The 17,957-nt window shown below is 47.7% G+C and carries 13 protein-coding genes; 5 read left to right on the top strand and 8 right to left on the bottom strand.

Translation table 11 applies throughout. The features are described 5' to 3' along the window. Positions 1–407 precede the first annotated feature (407 nt). Positions 408–1,718, top strand: coding sequence for a DUF885 domain-containing protein (locus tag B036_RS0119915; RefSeq protein ID WP_020570495.1), 1,311 nt, complete (start codon positions 408–410; stop codon positions 1,716–1,718). Between the two features lie 2 nt (positions 1,719–1,720). Next, positions 1,721–2,620, top strand: coding sequence for an alpha/beta hydrolase (locus B036_RS32395; protein ID WP_020570494.1), 900 nt, complete (start codon positions 1,721–1,723; stop codon positions 2,618–2,620). A 192-nt stretch (positions 2,621–2,812) separates the two neighbouring features. Here the strand turns inward: B036_RS32395 and B036_RS0119905 are convergent, their stop codons facing one another. Beyond that, a complete protein-coding gene (locus B036_RS0119905; protein ID WP_020570493.1) occupies positions 2,813–3,442 on the bottom strand; it encodes a hypothetical protein in 630 nt (209 codons plus the stop codon). Between the two features lie 214 nt (positions 3,443–3,656). Beyond that, positions 3,657–4,202, bottom strand: coding sequence for a TraR/DksA family transcriptional regulator (locus B036_RS30240; protein ID WP_020570492.1), 546 nt, complete (start codon positions 4,200–4,202; stop codon positions 3,657–3,659). A 632-nt stretch (positions 4,203–4,834) separates the two neighbouring features. Between B036_RS30240 and B036_RS0119895 the strand changes: the two genes are divergently transcribed. The 3 genes from B036_RS0119895 to B036_RS0119885 are packed head-to-tail and all read left to right on the top strand — an operon-like array spanning position 4,835 to position 8,713. Further along, complete coding sequence (locus B036_RS0119895; protein ID WP_020570491.1) at positions 4,835–7,048, top strand: heparinase II/III domain-containing protein; 2,214 nt, start codon at positions 4,835–4,837, stop codon at positions 7,046–7,048. Position 7,049: 1 nt separating this feature from the next. Next, the gene (locus tag B036_RS0119890) at positions 7,050–7,403 is read left to right on the top strand and encodes a cupin domain-containing protein (protein ID WP_020570490.1); all 354 of its coding nucleotides are present in this window, start codon (positions 7,050–7,052) and stop codon (positions 7,401–7,403) included. Then, the gene (locus tag B036_RS0119885) at positions 7,400–8,713 is read left to right on the top strand and encodes an MFS transporter (protein ID WP_020570489.1); all 1,314 of its coding nucleotides are present in this window, start codon (positions 7,400–7,402) and stop codon (positions 8,711–8,713) included. Before B036_RS0119890 ends, B036_RS0119885 begins: the two co-directional genes overlap by 4 nt. 157 nt (positions 8,714–8,870) lie before the next feature. Here B036_RS0119885 and B036_RS0119880 read toward each other — a convergent pair whose 3' ends face one another. From B036_RS0119880 to B036_RS0119850, 6 genes are all read right to left on the bottom strand, one after another. Then, positions 8,871–10,127, bottom strand: a complete 1,257-nt coding sequence (locus tag B036_RS0119880) for an Nramp family divalent metal transporter (protein WP_020570488.1) — start codon at positions 10,125–10,127, stop codon at positions 8,871–8,873. Then, entirely contained in the window at positions 10,114–10,902 is a 789-nt protein-coding gene (locus B036_RS0119875) for a cupin domain-containing protein (RefSeq protein WP_020570487.1), read from the bottom strand. Before B036_RS0119875 ends, B036_RS0119880 begins: the two co-directional genes overlap by 14 nt. Positions 10,903–11,150: 248 nt before the next feature. Then, positions 11,151–11,915 carry an SDR family NAD(P)-dependent oxidoreductase gene (locus B036_RS0119870; protein ID WP_020570485.1) on the bottom strand — a complete coding sequence of 255 codons (765 nt, stop codon included), beginning with the start codon at positions 11,913–11,915 and terminating at the stop codon, positions 11,151–11,153. 116 nt (positions 11,916–12,031) lie between these two features. After that, positions 12,032–12,745: a FadR/GntR family transcriptional regulator gene (locus tag B036_RS0119865; RefSeq protein WP_020570484.1), complete on the bottom strand. Its 714-nt coding sequence runs from the start codon at positions 12,743–12,745 to the stop codon at positions 12,032–12,034. A 209-nt stretch (positions 12,746–12,954) separates the two neighbouring features. Beyond that, a complete protein-coding gene (locus tag B036_RS0119855; protein ID WP_020570482.1) occupies positions 12,955–14,463 on the bottom strand; it encodes a RagB/SusD family nutrient uptake outer membrane protein in 1,509 nt (502 codons plus the stop codon). A gap of 132 nt (positions 14,464–14,595) precedes the next feature. Continuing rightward, the gene (locus B036_RS0119850; protein WP_020570481.1) at positions 14,596–17,634 is read right to left on the bottom strand and encodes a SusC/RagA family TonB-linked outer membrane protein; all 3,039 of its coding nucleotides are present in this window, start codon (positions 17,632–17,634) and stop codon (positions 14,596–14,598) included. Positions 17,635–17,957 lie beyond the last annotated feature (323 nt).

Here is a 17,957-nt window from a genome sequence, read left to right as displayed (position 1 = left end):
CTGCGCTCCGGTTGCAGGAGTTGCAGGGTCGCTGCGCTCCGGTTGCAGGAGTTGCAGGGTTGCTGCGCTCCGGTTGCAGGAGTTGCAGGGTTGCTGCGCTCCGGTTGCGAGAGTTGCAGGGTCACTGCGCTCCGGTTGCAGGAGTTGCAGGGTCGCTGCGCTCCGGTTGCAGGNCTGCGCTCCGGTTGCAGGAGTTGCAGGGTCGCTGCGCTCCGGTTGCAGGGGGTGCAGGGTCGCTGCGCTCCGGTTGCGGGAGTTGCAGCAGTGGAACTACTGCAACACCTGCAACGCGAACGCAGTGAGCCTTTGCAACAGGAGCGAAGCGACCCTGCAACCAGCGCGCAGAACACGCAATTAGCAATATTCGTCAAGTCCATCTCCGCGCCTTAGCCCCACCTTGCGGCCCTATGCATAATTCTTTTTATACCAGCGTCGCCTGTATTTTACTCCTCAGTATCGGCTGCCAGGCACAACCCGCCATGGCGACGACGGACTTCGAGACACTAAAACAGGCCTTCCGGTTTGGCTATGAAAGCCTCGAAGTGCCAGGTTTCCGTATTGCCTACGTTGACAACCTGTCAGCTATTGCCTCTCCGAAAGGGATAGAACAGCAGGCTGTGTTCTTTACCCAGGTCAAAAAAGACCTAGCCGGCGTTAAGGCCAAAGATCTCTCCCCAGATCAATACCTGGATTATCGGGTTATGGCCTACGAAACGGAGTTGAACCTAGCCCGACTGGAGCTGGAAGCGGACTGGAACAATAACCGGCCAGACACCATCGCTACTGGCGGACTGAGTACCGTACCCAATGGAAAAGCCTGGTACCGTTACTTTTTAAAACGATGGGTGGACCTGTCGGTAGAGCCAGACTCCCTCTACGCCTTCGGGTTGCGGGAAGTAAAGCAGGTGAAAGCAGCCATGGCAGAAATTGCCCGCCGTGAAGAACGGGATCCCGCAGTTTTTCATGCACAACTAACTGTTCCGGCGCGCTATTTTCACAGTGCGGCGGAAGTACAGGCAGCTTGCGAAAAGTTGCATCGGCACTTGCTGTCCACCTTGCCGGATTATTTCCCAAAGATTGAAATGATCCCGGCGCTGGACATTGCGCAGAACCAGAATGAGCGGATGGCGCAAGTCCCCGGATTCTACCGCGACGATACTTTTTATTACACCTACTTTGATCGCCCCTTCGAAAAGCGGCAAATTGGCTGGCTGTATACCCACGAAGGGTTGCCCGGTCACCATTATGAGAGAAGTTATACTGGTCAACTTAGCGAGCGATCGGAAATAGCGCAGTTATTCAATTATTCAGCCTACGTAGAAGGCTGGGCGGCCTACATCGAAGAGATCGGCCAAGAGTTTGGTGCTTATCCTACTGACTTCGATGAATACGGCAAATGGGAATGGGACCTCATCCGGTCCCTGCGGGTACCGATGGACATTGGCCTGAATTACTACGGGTGGTCAGACGAAAAGGCCCTCAGCTTCTGGCAAGAATATTCCAGTGGACTGGACGACATAGCCCGGCGGGAGATTGCCCGGATGCGCCGGTGGCCGGCGCAGGTCATTACCTACAAATATGGTGCGGAGACCTTCCTGCGCTGGCAGCAAGCTGCGGCACAAAAGAAGGACTTCGACTGGATAGACTTCCACACCCAAGTGCTGCAGTACGGTCCTTTACCCCTGTCCTTACTGAACGATATAATCGTAAAAAAGTAATCATGAAGCATTATCTCTTATTCCTCATCAGTTTTTTCATTGGTGGCCAACTGACGGTCAATTGCCAGCAAGCCGATACTGTGGCCTATCAGGAAATTTCGAACCTGGCATATTTACCCACCGGTGACAGTTTACAAATGCTTAACCTGGTGGTCCCGGAAACTAAAAAAAAGCCCCCCTTACTGCTCTGGCTCGGTGGTGGTGCCTGGGCGTTCGTGGACCGGAACCAGGAAATGCCGTTGGCGCGGAAACTGGCAAGATCGGGTATTGCTGTGGCGAGTGTCGGGCATCGATTGAGTACAGCGGAATGGGTGGAGCCGGAGCGAACCGAAGGCGTACAGCATCCGGCACATGCCGAGGATGCAGCTGCCGCCTTTGCGTGGTTAAGAAAACAAGCGGAGAAATATGGCTATGATCCCGAGCGAATATTTATCGGAGGCTACTCCTGTGGTGCATACCTTGCGGCGATACTAGGCTCTGACCCGCGCTACCTTAAGAAGCATGGCTTCGAATTAGATGATATAAAGGGGCTACTTCCCATTGCTGGTGCTTACGACATCCCGGCCTACCACAAAGTATTCGCTGAACATGAGGACCCCGACAACCGACCGCTGGCCAAACAGCACGTCGAAGCTGTATTTGGGCCCTCCCCTGCAGGCTGGCTGGAGGCCTCCCCCACTGAATACCTCGACCAGGTAAAGGCACCGATGTTGCTGGTTTCTGAAATAGGACTGTACAATTACACCAAAACTTACGAGGAGGCTATCCGGGCTTCAGGTTACCGTGGCGCGACGATTTACCACGTCCTCGACCTCGACCATGGTGGGCTGTGGCGGGACATGGCACTGAACGAAAAAAGTCGGCACCGGGAGGTGATGGCTGATTTTATTTTGCGGAATTAAGTTGAGTGCAGGTGCCGGACCTCCCGGTGCCTAGCAACCAATAGGCCACTCGACGCACAGCGTCTCGACCAGGGTCCTTCCGGTGCTTTCAATAACCTTTTACTGCACCTGCGGCCCCGCCCCAAAAAACAACAGCCGGTACCATCACAATGACGGTACCGGCTGCGGTATTTCAGCCCGAAGACCGTAAAATCAGAAGTTAAAATTAAGTCCCGTACGGAACTCGAACGGGCTGTCGCCGATCCGGTCTGCCTGCGAAAGGCGAAACAAAATCAGGATCTCGTAGCCAACGCCACCACCCTGTCCACCGCCCTGGCTAACGCCACCGCCGAGGAAGGGAATGGCTCGGGTACTGCGAATGGCATCGCCGTTGGCATCGAAGTTTTGGACCTCATTGAGCAGGCTGTACTCCAGGTGCGCGAAAAACGGAAAAACGATCTTAGCCCGGGTAAAAACACCGGCTGACCAGGTAACGAATTTAGCTTTGAACTCACCGTTACCAAAGTCTTCCTTATAACTGTTATAAGCGAAACTGCCCCGTGGGCCAACGCTCAAAAAGTTATTGATTTTGTAACCGACGATGGGAGACAGGCCGACCTGAAAGAAACTGGTGTTGTTGCCCCCCTGGAAGCCCAGCTGTGCGCCGGTACCAAACCATAGGTTCTCACCAAAGGTATCGCCGCGTCGCTCCTGAATACGATCGTCGTCGGTGTTATAATAATCGAGGTCTTCGCGTGCTTCCTCTTCCGTCGTGGTTTGAGCCGTAAGCGTCAGAGAAAAAGTGAAGAGGAAAAATAGGGGAAGGAAAAATTGCTTGAACATAACGTAGGTTGATGACTGGCGTTATAACGGCTGTGCCGCAGGCATGTTTTATTTTGGGAACAGTAAATGGTGGGTTGTAGATAGCGGGTAGTAGGTAGTGCTGTCGCACGGCTCAGCTTGCGGTGACAATAGCCTTCCTTTGAGAGTATGCTGCACGAGCGAAGCGAGCATTCCCCTGCGGCAGCATTATCAACTATCTACTACCAACTATTTACTAGATAAGATCGTCGTCTTCCTCCACCACTTTACGTGGCTTACGGCCTGGCTTTTTGCGCTTTTTCTCCACCTTGCGGGGCGGGGGTGGCGGCTTCTTGATCTTGGAGATGATTTTGTTTGGTCCTTCACGGCGTTCCACGGCCCTTCGGGCAATGTCTTGCGCGGTGATATCGAGCTGTCCACTTGCCTCCAGACGCATACCTTCCACACTTTTAGTCGTAGTGGGAATGGCCTCCAGGCGTTGGCGGTCGATCAACTTACCGGTAACGCTACAAGTACCGTACACCTTATTCTTGATCCGCAGCATGGCGTTTTGCAGGTCCTGAATCAGGTCCCGTTTACGCAATACCTGTTCACTCAGGAGCTCCAGTTGACTAACCGAACTGCTGTCTTCTCCCATGTCGGCGCCGAAGCCCTCAGACATGGTTTCACTCAGTTCACTAACCTGGTCCCGGAGCATTTTGAGCTCAAGTTTCGCTTGCTGGTAATCTTTTTTTATCCGCTCGCCAAACTTGACGAGGTCTTTTTCGCTATATCGTTCCATGGGAAATGGTGTATCTGTAGGTCTATTTAGAACGACTGTCACACAGTGTTCTTACCTCCAATAATACATAATTTTTTCAGTTATTAAAATTCAGGATGCCCTGTTTACTAGTTTAGACGTACATCTGCCCATATTGTAACGTATGAATGTACACTGCGGGTCACTAACGTACCTAAGTAACCTATGTGTTGTCAGCTTTGTTTACCAACTTACCGGCCGATGATCAGGCGCGGCCGCAGGTGCAAGGGACGGGACAACGCAAAATGCGACACCCTAAGGGCGCGCGAAGGTAATCAAAGCAGGGAGAAAACCTTGGTTGGCAATGCTGGAATTTTGATTCTCCCCAAATTAGCCACTTTACCTGTCCGGGTACGGTTTCTCTAACTATTGGGCCGACCGTTCCAGATAAGTTCCCGGACAATAAAATACTTTAGCGAAGTAAATGATGAGTTTTTTATCAAAAAACTGGTGAACCAATTTGGTTTACCAGTTTCAGTCTACTACCTTTAGCCCATCATCGGTTCAGCCACCGACCGTATTCATTGGTGGGGTCTGTAGCTAAAACTTCCTGAACCAATGGTACTTCCCGCGACGGCAGGGCGGTTGGCACCACCCTAAAAGATTAATTCAAGATGAAATTAGTACTTCACATCGCAGTTTTAATGCTCCTGTCAGGCGTTGGCTGTTCTCAGGATTTTGCGGCTACCCAATCAAACTATCCGGAGGATTTCACTAAACAACTGGAAGCCACTCAGGCCAGGGTTGATGCGGTTATCGGGGCTGGAATCGAAGTCCCCGTGCCAGAAGACATGGCGGGTGGTCCCACCCACGAAATTCACAAGCGTAACTGGTCAACCCTGCAAGATGCCGGTGCGCTGTTTCGGCTCACCGGAGAAGAGAAATATGCGGTGTTTCTTAAGGATGCGCTCTTGCAGTATGCAGCGGTTTACCGAGGCTGGCCCAGGCACCCAACGAATCGTTCCTACGCTACCGGAAAGATTTTTTGGCAATGCCTAAATGATGCTAACTGGCTGGTGTACGTCAGCGAAGGTTATGCGGACATTTACGATTGGCTGGAACCTGCAGACCGGGAACGGATCAATAATGAGCTGTTCCGTCCGATGGCGGATTTCCTTTCCGTAGAAAACCCTCAATTTTTTAACCGTATCCATAATCATTCAACCTGGGGCAATGCTGCCGTGGGGATGATCGGTTTAGTGATGGGCGACGATGCACTGGTGCAAAGAGCCTTATACGGCATTCCTTCTGCCGATCTGCCTGATGATCTGCGTGATGACGACTCCGGACGCATTAAAGACAAAGACGGCCGGGCCGGCTTTTTAGCCCAGCTGGACCTCAGCTTTTCGCCCGACGGATACTTTACTGAAGGTCCTTACTATCTGCGGTACGCCCTCTCTCCCTTTCTGTTATTCGGAAAGGCGCTTGCGGAGAAACGGCCGGAGCTCAACATACTGACCTACCGGGACGAGATCCTGAAAAAGGCAGCCTTCTCCTTATTAAACCAGGCCGACCCTACGGGTGATTTCTTCCCACTGAACGACTCTCAAAAAGGGATGTCACTTTTTTCTCCGGATGTGATCAAAACGGTAGATTACGCCTACTACTATTTCGGTAAAGACCCAACGCTTCTATCCCTTGCAAAACAGCAGGGTGTCTACACACTCGATGAGGCTGGTGTAGCAGTTGCGAAGGCCATAGCAACGGGGGCTGCCCTCCCCTACTCGCCCTCATCCATGATCTTCACCGATGGTGCGGAAGGTACCGAAGGCGGTGTTGGGGTACTGCGGGCGTATGGAAAAGGAGGTGCTCAAACCGCTCTGGTGATGAAATACTCTGCTCAGGGTATGGGGCATGGCCACTACGACAAGTTAGCCTACTCTTTCTATAACGAAACCGGAGAAGTGATCCAGGATTACGGCGCGGCCCGCTGGGTGAACATCGATCAAAAGGGTGGCGGTCGTTACCTGAAAGAAAACAACAGCTGGGCAAAACAGTCCATTGCACACAACACGTTGGTGATTGATGAGACTTCCCATTACGGCGGAGAGATCAGCGTTGCGGAAGACCTGCACCCCGACCTGTACGCCTTCTCGTCGGAAGAAGACGCAAATGTGCAGCTGATCAGTGCCGTGACGGATAATGCCTACCCCGGCCGCGTCCTGCATCGCTCTCAGATCCTTTTCACTGCACCTGCGTTCGCGCAACCTCTACTTATTGATGTGTTCCGCTCTGTTGGTACGCAAAAAGCGGTACACGAACTTCCTACCTGGTATAAAGGTCAATTGCTTTCCACCGACTTCGACTACACCATAAACAGTGTGTTACGTCCGATGGGTACTAAGCATGGCTACCAGCATTTATGGCTGGAGGCCAGTGCCCGAATAGCTGGCAACTCCGCTCAGATTGGATGGCTAAACGAAGGAACTTTCTATACGCAAACCATGGCCACCCTGCCAGGTGACGAGGTTAGAATGCTTCGCCTTGGTGCCAACGACCCAGAGTTCAACCTGCGGCGCGACCCTGCCTTCCTGCTCCGGAGAACGGACGTTGCCACCACCACCTTTGCCTCGGTGCTAGAAACCCACGGCAGCTACACCCCCCGCAACGAAACCCCGTACGAACCTTACGGCCAAATTAGCCAGGTCGCTATCGTAATTGACACGCCCGATTACACGGCATTGCGGTTTGCCCATAAAAATGGACAAGCATGGATGCTCATTCTGGCAAACAACGACAACAAATCTGCTTCGGCTCATCAACTGACCATTAATGAACGCCTCTACGAATGGACCGGTGTTCATCATTTAATAGATATAACCGATTAATATGAAAGCAAGTAAAGAGTACCTCTACGGCAACGATATTCCCTGGGAGCAGGTCGGCCCTGGCCTGAAACGCCAGATTCACGGCTTTGACGATAAGATAATGCTAGTTAAAGTTCACTTTGAGCCCGGCGCAGTCGGTCAGTTACACGAGCACCACCACAGCCAGGTAACCTACGTGGAAAGTGGCGAGTTTGAGATGACGATCGGCGATGAGGTAAAAACCATTCGCGGGGGTGACTCCTACTACATTCCACCACACGTAATGCACGGTTGTGTTTGCGTTAAGACCGGTGTATTGATCGACGTATTCAGCCCGCATCGGGAAGATTTCTTACCCTCAGTACAACACTCATGAAATTATCAGGACTAAGGTGGTGGGTAGTTGCGCTAATCGCGCTGGCTACCGTCATCAACTACATTGACCGGCAATCGCTAAACGTACTGTGGCCGGAGATTTCCGTGGATTTGTTTCCCGATAAAACAGAGGATCAACGCAAGGAGATATACGCCTTCATCTCGGTGGTGTTTGTCTTTTCCTACGCATTTGGGCAGGCGATATTTGGTAAAATATTTGACTGGATTGGAACGAGACTGGGCTTTGTTCTTTCTATTGGCGTGTGGTCGATAGCGACGGCATTTCATGCGATAGCTAGCGGCATGGCCAGTTTTGCTGTTTTTCGCTCAATCCTTGGCATTGCTGAGGCCGGTAACTGGCCGGGGGCGACAAAGGGAAACGCGGAGTGGTTTCCGACCAAAGAGCGTGCCCTGGCTCAGGGCATATTCAATTCCGGTGCCGCCATCGGAGGCATTATTTCGATTCCCCTGATTGCCTACTTATCTGTTCATTTCAGTTGGCAAGTCATCTTCATTTTGGTGGGTCTCACCGGACTATTATGGTTGATTCCATGGGTGGTATTGGTAAAATCTCCGCCAAAATCTCATCCCTGGATCACGGAAGAGGAAAGAGAATACATCCTCACCGGGCAAAAGAACCAGGACCTGGACGAGGATGGCAACTTTGATGAAGGCTACAATCCTGATCTTCCTACCATGCTATCCCACCGGGAAAGCTGGGGTGTCATCATCGCTTCCGCCGTGATTGACCCCATCTGGTGGCTGTTTGTATTCTGGATTCCGATCTACCTGTCAGAGGTTTATGGAATGGACGTAAAAACGATCGGTATTTACGGATGGGTGCCCTACGTTGGTGCCATGTTCGGTGCCTGGTTCGGCGGCTTATTGGCGCAGAATCGCCTCAAGGCCGGTTGGAACGTTGATCGTACGCGCAAACTGGTCATCACCTTAGGCTGTGTTATCATGCTACCCGCCTTGTTGGCGATGTCTAACCCGGGGGCTCCGGTAACGGCAGTATTACTGATGGCTACTATTCTCTTCGGCTTTCAGACCGCGATCGGAAATGTGCAGACACTGCCCAGCGACTTATTTGGCGGTAAAACGGTAGGTACCCTGGCGGGTATTTCAGGAATGGCCGCAAAGCTTGCGGTTGCAGGACTGACGTCTTTGGTCCCCTGGTTAACTTCCGGAGGGAATTACACACCTGCCTTCGTGATTGGTGCAGCCCTGGCTTCCATTGCAATTGCGAGTGTCTGGATACTGTGTCCAAAGATCGAACCACTGAAACCAATTTATAAAAAGTATAGCTAACTGTTATGCCAAGAATAGTAATCTTCGGCGAAATCATGCTTCGCCTCAGCCCTTCCGTATAGGATGAAGGACGGGTTCGATGATTGTTAAACGCTCTGCTCTTCTCTGACTAACCTTGCACCTGCGGCCCCGCCCAATCAGCCAGGCGACTTGTCGATCAAATATTGATCATCTCCCATACTCCCCGAATGCCTACTGCGGAAGTAAAGATGGAGAACAGCAGAATGAAAAACAGGATGATATTGGTCACTGTACTATTCCGGTAAGCCCCCATCAGGTCTTTGCGGTTACCGAGGTAAAAAATACACGCGACGGTAACGGGTAAAATAACGGCATTGAACGCCTGGGAGACGATCATAACAAAAACGGGTCGCGCAGCAAAAACGGGAACAACAAGGCCAAGCAGCGAAATCAGCAATACCATTACCCGGTACTTTGGAAGCGTCATTTCCCGCTCCGACTGGTTGTAATCACAAAGTAACCATGGCAACATCAGGACGTTCGGAATTTGCGAGGATACCCCGGCGGCAACAATTCCAAACGCAAAGATTGCCGTAGCCAGCGGGCCGGCCATTGGCTCTAAGAGCCCGATCATCTGCGATGCTTTGGTAAGGCCGATCCCCGCTACGTGGAGGGTACCGGCAGCAGCAGCCATAATTGACATACTGATGATGAACATCAGCGTCACGGCTACGATGGCGTCCTTTCGTTGCACCTTACTATCCTTAAGTGTCCATCCCGCCTCCTTGACGAGCGTGGTTCTGATGATGAACAGGCCAGAAAAAACCGTAGTGCCCACCAGCGAGGCGATCACGAGAAAAGGTCCCCGACCTTCATCAATTGGGAGTTCAGGTATATTAGGGATCAACCCTTGCAGAATGTCTGCCGGTGGTGGCATCAGGATGAAAAAATTGGCCACAAAGCAAACCGACATAATGGCCACGATGACTGCTAACGCCCGTTCAAAAAAACGGGTTTTCCCGTTCCAGAAGATTATGTAGACCAGCGTGATGAAAAACGCCGCAAAGATAACGGGAGAGATTCCCCCGGTAACATAGCTTTTAGACCATTCGAAGCATATTTCGGCCACGATCCCCATTACGCCCATCACGCTACCCATAACACCTGCGGTAAGCGCTATAATGAAGAAAATGCCAACCCCCGGATGAATGTGTTTTCGGAATGCCTGGAGGGCTGTCTCTCCGGTTACCAGGGTATAGCGACTGTAGAGATTGATCATAAAATAAGTGGTCAGGCAGGAAGCGACGATCGTCCAGAGCAGGGACATGCCGTAGGAAGCCCCCGCTTTGGCCATCGCCGTTACACTCCCCGTCCCGATGTTAAAACCAAGTAAGAATATGCCGGGAAGGAAAACTGCCAGCCCTTTGAGTACTTTGTCTTTAGAGAATGCCATGATTAGTGTCTTTGTCTTCAACGATGTGGGTTTTCAGCCATTCTTCGCCCTTACTGTCCAGGAAGAAATCCATCCAGACATAGTGAAGGTTTTCGCCTTCATTTACGGAAACCGAGTGCCGGGAGCCTAGTGGAATATGCAGCAAAGCGTGTTCCGGGAAATTAACTTTTGCATTATCCGCATAAACGACACAGCTGTTTTTCGAAAGGCCCAGGAACAGTTGCTCCAACATTGGATGTTGGTGGGCGCCGACTTCATCGGGCCCTTTGGTCTGAACCGTTCCCATCGCTACCCGAGGAATTATTTTGTTAGGCAGGATCGTTCGGCTAACGGTGTTGGGGCTTTTTATCGGCTCGACGTAGGATTGACAGTCCGAGAATTTGGCGTAATACACCGACTGCGTATTTTCTGATGGGAATTTTTCTAACTCCATTTTATCCTGATCAGTAAGTTTACTTGATATTTTCAGGTAATGTAGTTTACTCTCCCCTTCAGCCTCAATCTTAATGGATTTGATCTCATTGGGGAGAAAGATTGTCTCAGGCACAATCTCATAATCTAAATTATTTGCCACTATAGTCCCTTGCCCCCGGAAGAAAAGGTATATTGTTTTGCAATCCTCTGATTGCAAATCAGCAATACCATTATTGTCAATCGTTACGTGCTCAATATAAGCCCCTTCAATTTCGCCATCCATTACAGATCTGACGTAAGGGAATTTGGTTTCGTGCGGCTTTAATTTCAGACTTACGGTTGGAATTTCCCGGGTACGCATCCTGGATAAATTTTGATGAAATGTTTTTAAACGATCCTCGGGCAACAGAAATGAAATCACTTTTTGCCAGCAGGGCAACCCTGGGGATCGACAGCTGGCTTATCTTCATAGAAGTCACATTCGCTCTACAGGTGCAAAATCAACGCTGGTTGTGACCGAGGCTATAATAAATACATGTGACCCAACCGGCCTAAAGCCAGTTGGGTCACTTAGGATGAGATTTCTTGCGAAGGTCTCGTATACAAAGATTAGATTCCCAGGGCCTGGCCACCGCCAACCTGAATGGTTTCTGCGGTTAAGAAAGCAGCGTCTTTTCCTGCAAGGAAAGCCACAACACCGGCAACGTCCTCTGGCTGGCCGAGCCTGCCGAGCATAATGTTGTTAGCCCAAGAGGCAAATACTTCAGGCTTTGTGGATTTAATTTGTTGGTGAAAGGGCGTATCTATGGTACCAGGAGAAACGGCGTTTACCCGTATTCCATATTCCGCCAGGTCTTTAGCTAATGCTCTTGTGATCGTCTGAACACCTGCCTTGGAGGTGCCGTAGATCCCGGCACCGGGGCCACCTGCATTCCAGGCGGCATTAGAAGTATAATTAATAATTGTGGGGTTTTCTCCCTTTTTAAGGAAAGGAATTGCCGCTCTTGATGCGAAAAATACCGAGTCCAGGTTTAGTGCCATCACAAACCTGTAGAATTCCGTTGTCATTTCTTCAAACCGGGACCTTCCACCTAACCCTCCTGCGTTATTTACGAGCACATCGATTTTGCCGTACTTTTCGCCAATCTTAGTAATATTGGCAGTAACCGCTTCTTCTTTGGTAACATCAAAACCGCAGTACTCGGCCTTAATCCCTTCTGCCAGGAGTTCTTCAACTCTTTTGGCACCTTCGTCATCGTTGATTCCGTTTAACACTACGGAGTATCCTTCCGAACCTAATTTTTTCGCTACTGCAAAGCCGATACCTCCGGTGGCACCAGTGACGATAGCTACTTTACCATTTGAATTACTCATAAATTATTTTTGTTGTTTAGTTAATGGTACTTCGGTAGTAGCGAATCCAGAGGATTCTCCGACTACGTGCGATACATAGTTTTATCAAAAAAGTGACCTAATGATTAAATCCCCCCTTATTTACTTTCTTCAAAGTTGTCACAAAACTGGACTAGTGTGGCAAAATGCTCCTCCATACTTTTGACGGCCATTTCTACATTTTGATTTTTAATCGCTTCGAAGATAAGTTCATGTTTACGAAGGTTCGTAACATCTTCTTTATCATCACAAACGCGATTGTTTTCAAAAACTGAAATGATTTTGGGGGTGATCTGCAGCATTAATGCATTCATCGTACTATTTCCACTTGCCCTCGCAATAGCTAAATGAAACAGCAGATCTTCCTGTAAGGCATCTTCACGATTAACTACCTTCTTCCTATAGCTATCAAGTGCGACGCCAATCAACTCCAGGTCTTCTTCCGTTCTTCTTTTGGCCGCCAATTCCACTGCCTTGGACTCCAGTAGTAGCCTGGTTTCCACCAATGACTTAAAGTCATGCCCCCTTAGCCTCAGAATATCATCGACCATTCCGTTCAAGGCAACTTGTCCGATATTGGCGATGAATGTCCCAGACTGTGGAATTGATTTAAGCAGCTTGTAAAACTCAAGAGTTTCAATAGCCTCCCGGATATTCCTTCGGCTGACGCCAAACTTTTCCGCCAGGACTCTTTCTGAAGGCAGCTTATCGCCCGGTTCCAAGTTTTTGTAATTGATCAAATCCCGGATGTTGGAAATAATCCGGGTCAGGACTTCATTACTGTCGTTTTTTACAAGTGAATCAAGTTTCATTGGGGCAAATTAGTTTAAAAAAATGGGGCCGCAAAATTGGTTCACCAGTTTTTCATAGTTTTTTTTGCAGAATACTGCTAATTTCAAAACCTTCCCCATCCAATAAAACTAAAGGTTTGTCAACGGCTACCGGGCTAATAACCAGCTCATTAGCCGTTGACAAACCTTTGCATCATTTCATCTAGGCACCGATCGATGCCCAAGTAGTTTTAATAACCGGGGTTCTGAGTTAGGTTAGTGTTTCTCTCTATCTCATCTCCAGGTAATGGCAATAAATAGTCATCCGCACTAAATTCAGGTTTTGCTCCTTCTAAGCCATTAGCACTAAATACCTCACCACCAATTCGTCTACGGGCGATATCGTACCAACGCTTACATTCAAAAGCAAACTCGAATCTGCGCTCTTCCAGAACGTCAGCAACTGTTACAGTGCCGGTGATGTCTGCGGGAACAGCACTTGGTGCCGTGTCCAACCATGATCCACCAGCTCGTGCTCTTGCTCTTACCTCATTCATATAGGTAGTTGCCGACGCGTTGTTTCCCAGTTCAACAGCTGCTTCTGCAGCGATCAACAGCACTTCTGCATAACGCAACATAGAATAGTTATGGCTTGTTGCTCTGGCATTTCCGCGTGCAAATGGTCCGGGAAAGCGGGTATATTTTGCTATATATGGTTGATTTTTAGCAAATTGATGTCCACTTACAATAAAATTGGTGTACTCAACTACATTACCATCAATTGATGCTTGCTCATCCAAACTAACCGCTCTTCTGTAATCCCCTGCAGGCCATGTGTCATACACTGCAAGCGCAGGAACTGCAACGGACCAACCACCTCCTGAATTTCTGTCGTCTCCTCGGATACCAGTCATTGGAGCGATTTGATCATAGGCATTATCAGGAGCTTCAACGTTGTTATAATCTAATGCAAAAATTGGTTCTTTAGAACCATCAATCAGATTGGCATTAAATAGTGTCTGAAAATCTGCTTCTAAAGCTAAGTCATAAGTTGCCTTATTGTCAATCACTTCTTTAGCCTCGTCAAACGCATTTTGGTAGTCACCCATCGTCAAATGCACCAAAGCTAAGTAAGCACTCGCTGCTGATTTAGCAGGAATAGCCCGGGAAGGTTGTGTATTGGGCAACCATTGTTTAGCATATTCCAAGTCTGCAATAATGTTAGCATAAACGTCAGCAGCTGAGGTTTTACTAATTGCGGCTGCAGCGTCAGCATCTGTTATTGGTGCATCGATATAGGGAACTGCTCCAAATTGTCTTACCAAATGAAAGTAATAAAATGCCCTGATAAAGTATGCTTGTGCAGTAACCGGGTTTTTAATTGCTTCGGATGCATCTACATTTTCAGCTCCTGCAATTGCTTGATTAGCGGCAGCAATTCCTTGGTAAGTTTTTGGCCAAAATTCGCTAAGCATTCCATTACTAGCCAGAGTAGTGAATTCATTCATCTCCACCCTTCTTGTTTCGTTTGAAGCAAGATCTACCATATCAGAACGGAGCATTAGTGCTATGGAAAGTTTCCTTCCCCAGAATTTTTCATTGATTGCGTGTGTATACGCGCCATCGACAGCTGTTTGGATATCGGTTGTGGTTTTAAAGAAACCATCCGGTGCCAGTAAGCCAACGGGTTCTTCTATAAGGTCGGAACATCCGACAATTGACATTCCTAATGCAAGGAACAAATACTTTAAATATTTCATGCTTTTTTTTATTAAAACTGAAGAATGAATTAAAAAGTAGTTTACACTCTACAACTTTGTAATAAATTAAAAAGTGTAAACTACTTATTGTCAAGTGTACATACGGATTTGATGTACAATTTGGATTCTATACTAGAACTTCAAGTTGAGGCTAAAGTTAACCGATTTTACGGTTGGGTAGTTTCCAAAGTCAAATCCTTGAACAACATTGCTTGACGCACTATTATTGCCGCTGGCACCAAAGTAGTTTACTTCAGGATCTAAGCCGGAATAGTTAGTGAAAGTAAGCAGATTCTGAGCACTAACAGACAACCTCAGGCTACCTATATTCAACTTATCAGTAACACTTGAAGGCATGTTGAACCCTAAAGCTACATTCTTTAATCTGATGTAGCTACCATCCTCTACAAAGCGAGATGAGATCTCTCGGTTACTGTTGTTTCCAACACGAGGAGTATTGGTATCGGTATTTGAGCTTGTCCAGGCACTGTTAACGTAGTCCCGGGTAGTATTTGCATCGCCATTATTCAACTGTACATTGGTCATATTGAAAATGTCTCCACCCTGAGAGCCCTGGAAAAAGATGTTCAAGTCAAAGTTCTTATAAGTGAAACTGTTGGTAAATCCAAAAGAGAAGTCTGGATTAGGGTTCCCAATAGTTGTTCTATCTGCTTCAGTGATTTCACCATTACCGTCGGTATCTACAAACAATGGATCACCTGCTACACCACCTGCCAGGGTTTGCGTGCCTGAAGGCAGATCACCTCCTTGGTAAACACCAGCATAATCATAGCCCCAGAAAAGACCAACTTCTTCACCTACTCTCAGGATGTAACTCCGGTCATGGCTGAAATAACTTGGAGCAGCGTTGCCAAATATATCGGCATCGTTGATCAAAGCTGCTACTTCGTTTTTATTTGCAGACAGGTTAAAGTCTGTGCTCCATCTGAAATCACCTCTAACGATGTTCTTCGTATTCAAGGAAATTTCGAATCCCCTGTTGTTGATCTCACCAAGATTAGTAAGGATTTGATCATTCTGGTTACCGAAGTATTCAGGGATACCATTGTTTCCTAAGATCAAGTCTTTAGTGTCAATGTTATAGTAATCGAAGGACAGATTAATTCTATTATCGATCAAGCCTAAATCTATACCAAAGTTTGATTGGTAAGATGTTTCCCACTTAAGATTTGGGTTTGCCGGCTGGTCTGGCGTAATGGCAAATACAGTTTGTCCCTCTCTTGAAGCATAAAGACTCGCAAACCTTGCTAACGATTGGTAAGGGCTGATTGCCGGGTTACCTGTAGCACCATAGCTCAGTCTCAATTTCAAGCTGGAAATAGTTGGATTGTCAATTAAAAAATCCTCATTGGAGATTTTCCAACCAAAGGCAGCTGATGGGAAAATCGCATATTTTTCATTCGCGGCAAAATTTGACGCTCCATCTCGTCTAACGGTAGCAGTAAACAAGTATTTATTATTGTAGTCGTAGTTTACTCTTCCGAATTGAGATAGAATCTCTACTTTGGACAATCCAGAACCAGGTTGTAACAGACCCGTAGCAGTACCTAAAGCATAGTAAGAAAAAGCATCCGACAGGAAACCTGTACCTGCTGCAGCAAATACCTCAGAGTCATTCTTTTGGTAAGAGTATCCACCCAATAAAGTCAGACTACCATTTCCCAGGTCAGTATTGTAGGTCAGGTAATTTTCACTCAAGATAGTTTTCCTGTTTTCATTTATAACCCTTGCTCTTCCGTTTACAGCAGATGCCGTAATTTCTAAAGATGACGGCTGATAAACACCTTGAGTCTCATTTCTGCTACTTAAACCAAATGTCGTTTTGAACGTCAGGTTTTTCATGAGGTCATAACTCGCATAAAAGTTAGCCCGGAAATTATTTGTGGTAGTCTCATCCACCCTTGCGGTTGCAACTGCAAACGGGTTATCAACTTCATCGCCAACGGCATCATTCGTAGTGAAGCTGCCATCTTCATTAAATACTGGCTTGTCTGGTGCAAATCTCATAGCTAAAGAAATCACATCATCTCCACCAACAGTAACCGAACCGTCTGATTGAGTAGTAACGCCGTTTTTAGCACCTCTGCTGCCAAAAAGGTTAATGCCCATTTTGAACTTGTCTGTTACCTGTGCATCTACGTTCGTTAAGAATGTTGATCTTTCGAATCCAGAATTAACGACAATACCAGTTTGGTCAAAATAATTACCGGAAGCGTAAAAGTTTACTTTGTCTGACCCCCCTGAGAAAGAAAGCTGGTGATTCTGTGTATTACCAGATTGGTAAATCAAGTCTTGCCAATCCGTATCAGCAGCACCTTGAGGGTAAGGAGTAGAATTACCCTGGTTAGCCCGAATTTGATTTTGATAAGCCGCAAATTCATTAGCATTCAACAAGTCAAGTTTATTGGCCGTGTTTTGAACGGCATAAGTAGAATTGAGCTCAACTGTCAACTTACCACTTTTACCTTTCTTGGTAGTTACCAGAACAACACCGTTCGAGCCTCTTGAACCGTAAATAGCTGTTGCAGACGCGTCCTTCAACACCTCCATCGAAGCGATATCATTAGCTTGTGGCATAGTTGCACCTACAAATCCATCGACAACAATCAGTGGAGAACTGTTCGCACTAATAGAAGTGTTACCTCTAATTTTAATGTTGATCGGGGCTCCTGGCTCACCACCGTTATTAGACTGAACAACTACACCAGCTGCGCGTCCTTGAAGTGCCTGGGCCGCATCCAATACGGGAAATGCAGTCAGTTCTTCAGTACTTACCCTAGCTGTAGCTCCGGTAATGTCACTCTTCTTACGAGAGCCATAACCGACTACAACAACTTCTTCCAAAATCTCGGCATCTGCTGACAAGGTAATGTCCACTACTGTCTGATTTGAAATTGTGACATCCTGGGACAGGTAACCTGTGTAGGAAAATTGTATTACATCACCAGTATTGACGGTCAACTCGTAGTTCCCGTCATAGTCAGTAGTAGTTCCCTTGGAGGTGCCGGTTATAATTATATTGACACCGATAAGCTCAAAGCCGTCTGTGTCCGTCACCGTACCAGTTAAGGTACGGGTTGCGTCTTGGGCGTAGATTGAAATATTCAGTAAGAATATTCCTACTAAGATTAGTTGATTTCTTAAATTCATACGTTTTGCATTTTCGATAAGCTGTGAGTAGAAAGACTGAGTTCCGTATGCTTTTTTGCCAAAAAAGGCATTTTCGCCTACTACTTTTCTTTTATTTATCCTGTCACGAAATCCAGAAAAGTTCTCAATTCAAGGTATCTAATATTGGTTCACCAGGTTGGTTCTTCAAAGTGGTGCACCAGTTTGGTGAGCCAAATATAAGCCATTTTTCGAGAACCCAGCCATTTTTTAATTTTAAAAGCCTTCTCTAAAGCGAATTTCATGCTTCAGTTATAAGAGTTGGCCATTTTTTCACCAGTCGCTTCTTATTTTGAACACTTTGC

This window comes from Neolewinella persica DSM 23188, assembly GCF_000373105.1.
In the GTDB taxonomy this organism is placed as follows: Bacteria; Bacteroidota; Bacteroidia; order Chitinophagales; family Saprospiraceae; genus Neolewinella; species Neolewinella persica.
Note: the sequence above shows the minus strand (reverse complement) of the source record. Positions and strands in the feature narration are given on the sequence as shown.

What these genes read in the sequence shown, in the direction of transcription:
- B036_RS0119915 (WP_020570495.1), top strand. Translation starts at nt 408, where the DNA reads ATGCATAATTCTTTTTATACCAGCGTCGCCTGTATTTTACTCCTCAGT.
- B036_RS0119885 (WP_020570489.1), top strand. Translation starts at nt 7,400, where the DNA reads ATGAAATTATCAGGACTAAGGTGGTGGGTAGTTGCGCTAATCGCGCTG.
- B036_RS30240 (WP_020570492.1), bottom strand. Translation starts at nt 4,202, where the DNA reads ATGGAACGATATAGCGAAAAAGACCTCGTCAAGTTTGGCGAGCGGATA.
- B036_RS0119895 (WP_020570491.1), top strand. Translation starts at nt 4,835, where the DNA reads ATGAAATTAGTACTTCACATCGCAGTTTTAATGCTCCTGTCAGGCGTT.
- B036_RS32395 (WP_020570494.1), top strand. Translation starts at nt 1,721, where the DNA reads ATGAAGCATTATCTCTTATTCCTCATCAGTTTTTTCATTGGTGGCCAA.
- B036_RS0119855 (WP_020570482.1), bottom strand. Translation starts at nt 14,463, where the DNA reads ATGAAATATTTAAAGTATTTGTTCCTTGCATTAGGAATGTCAATTGTC.
- B036_RS0119875 (WP_020570487.1), bottom strand. Translation starts at nt 10,902, where the DNA reads ATGCGTACCCGGGAAATTCCAACCGTAAGTCTGAAATTAAAGCCGCAC.
- B036_RS0119850 (WP_020570481.1), bottom strand. Translation starts at nt 17,634, where the DNA reads ATGAATTTAAGAAATCAACTAATCTTAGTAGGAATATTCTTACTGAAT.
- B036_RS0119870 (WP_020570485.1), bottom strand. Translation starts at nt 11,915, where the DNA reads ATGAGTAATTCAAATGGTAAAGTAGCTATCGTCACTGGTGCCACCGGA.
- B036_RS0119905 (WP_020570493.1), bottom strand. Translation starts at nt 3,442, where the DNA reads ATGTTCAAGCAATTTTTCCTTCCCCTATTTTTCCTCTTCACTTTTTCT.
- B036_RS0119865 (WP_020570484.1), bottom strand. Translation starts at nt 12,745, where the DNA reads ATGAAACTTGATTCACTTGTAAAAAACGACAGTAATGAAGTCCTGACC.
- B036_RS0119890 (WP_020570490.1), top strand. Translation starts at nt 7,050, where the DNA reads ATGAAAGCAAGTAAAGAGTACCTCTACGGCAACGATATTCCCTGGGAG.
- B036_RS0119880 (WP_020570488.1), bottom strand. Translation starts at nt 10,127, where the DNA reads ATGGCATTCTCTAAAGACAAAGTACTCAAAGGGCTGGCAGTTTTCCTT.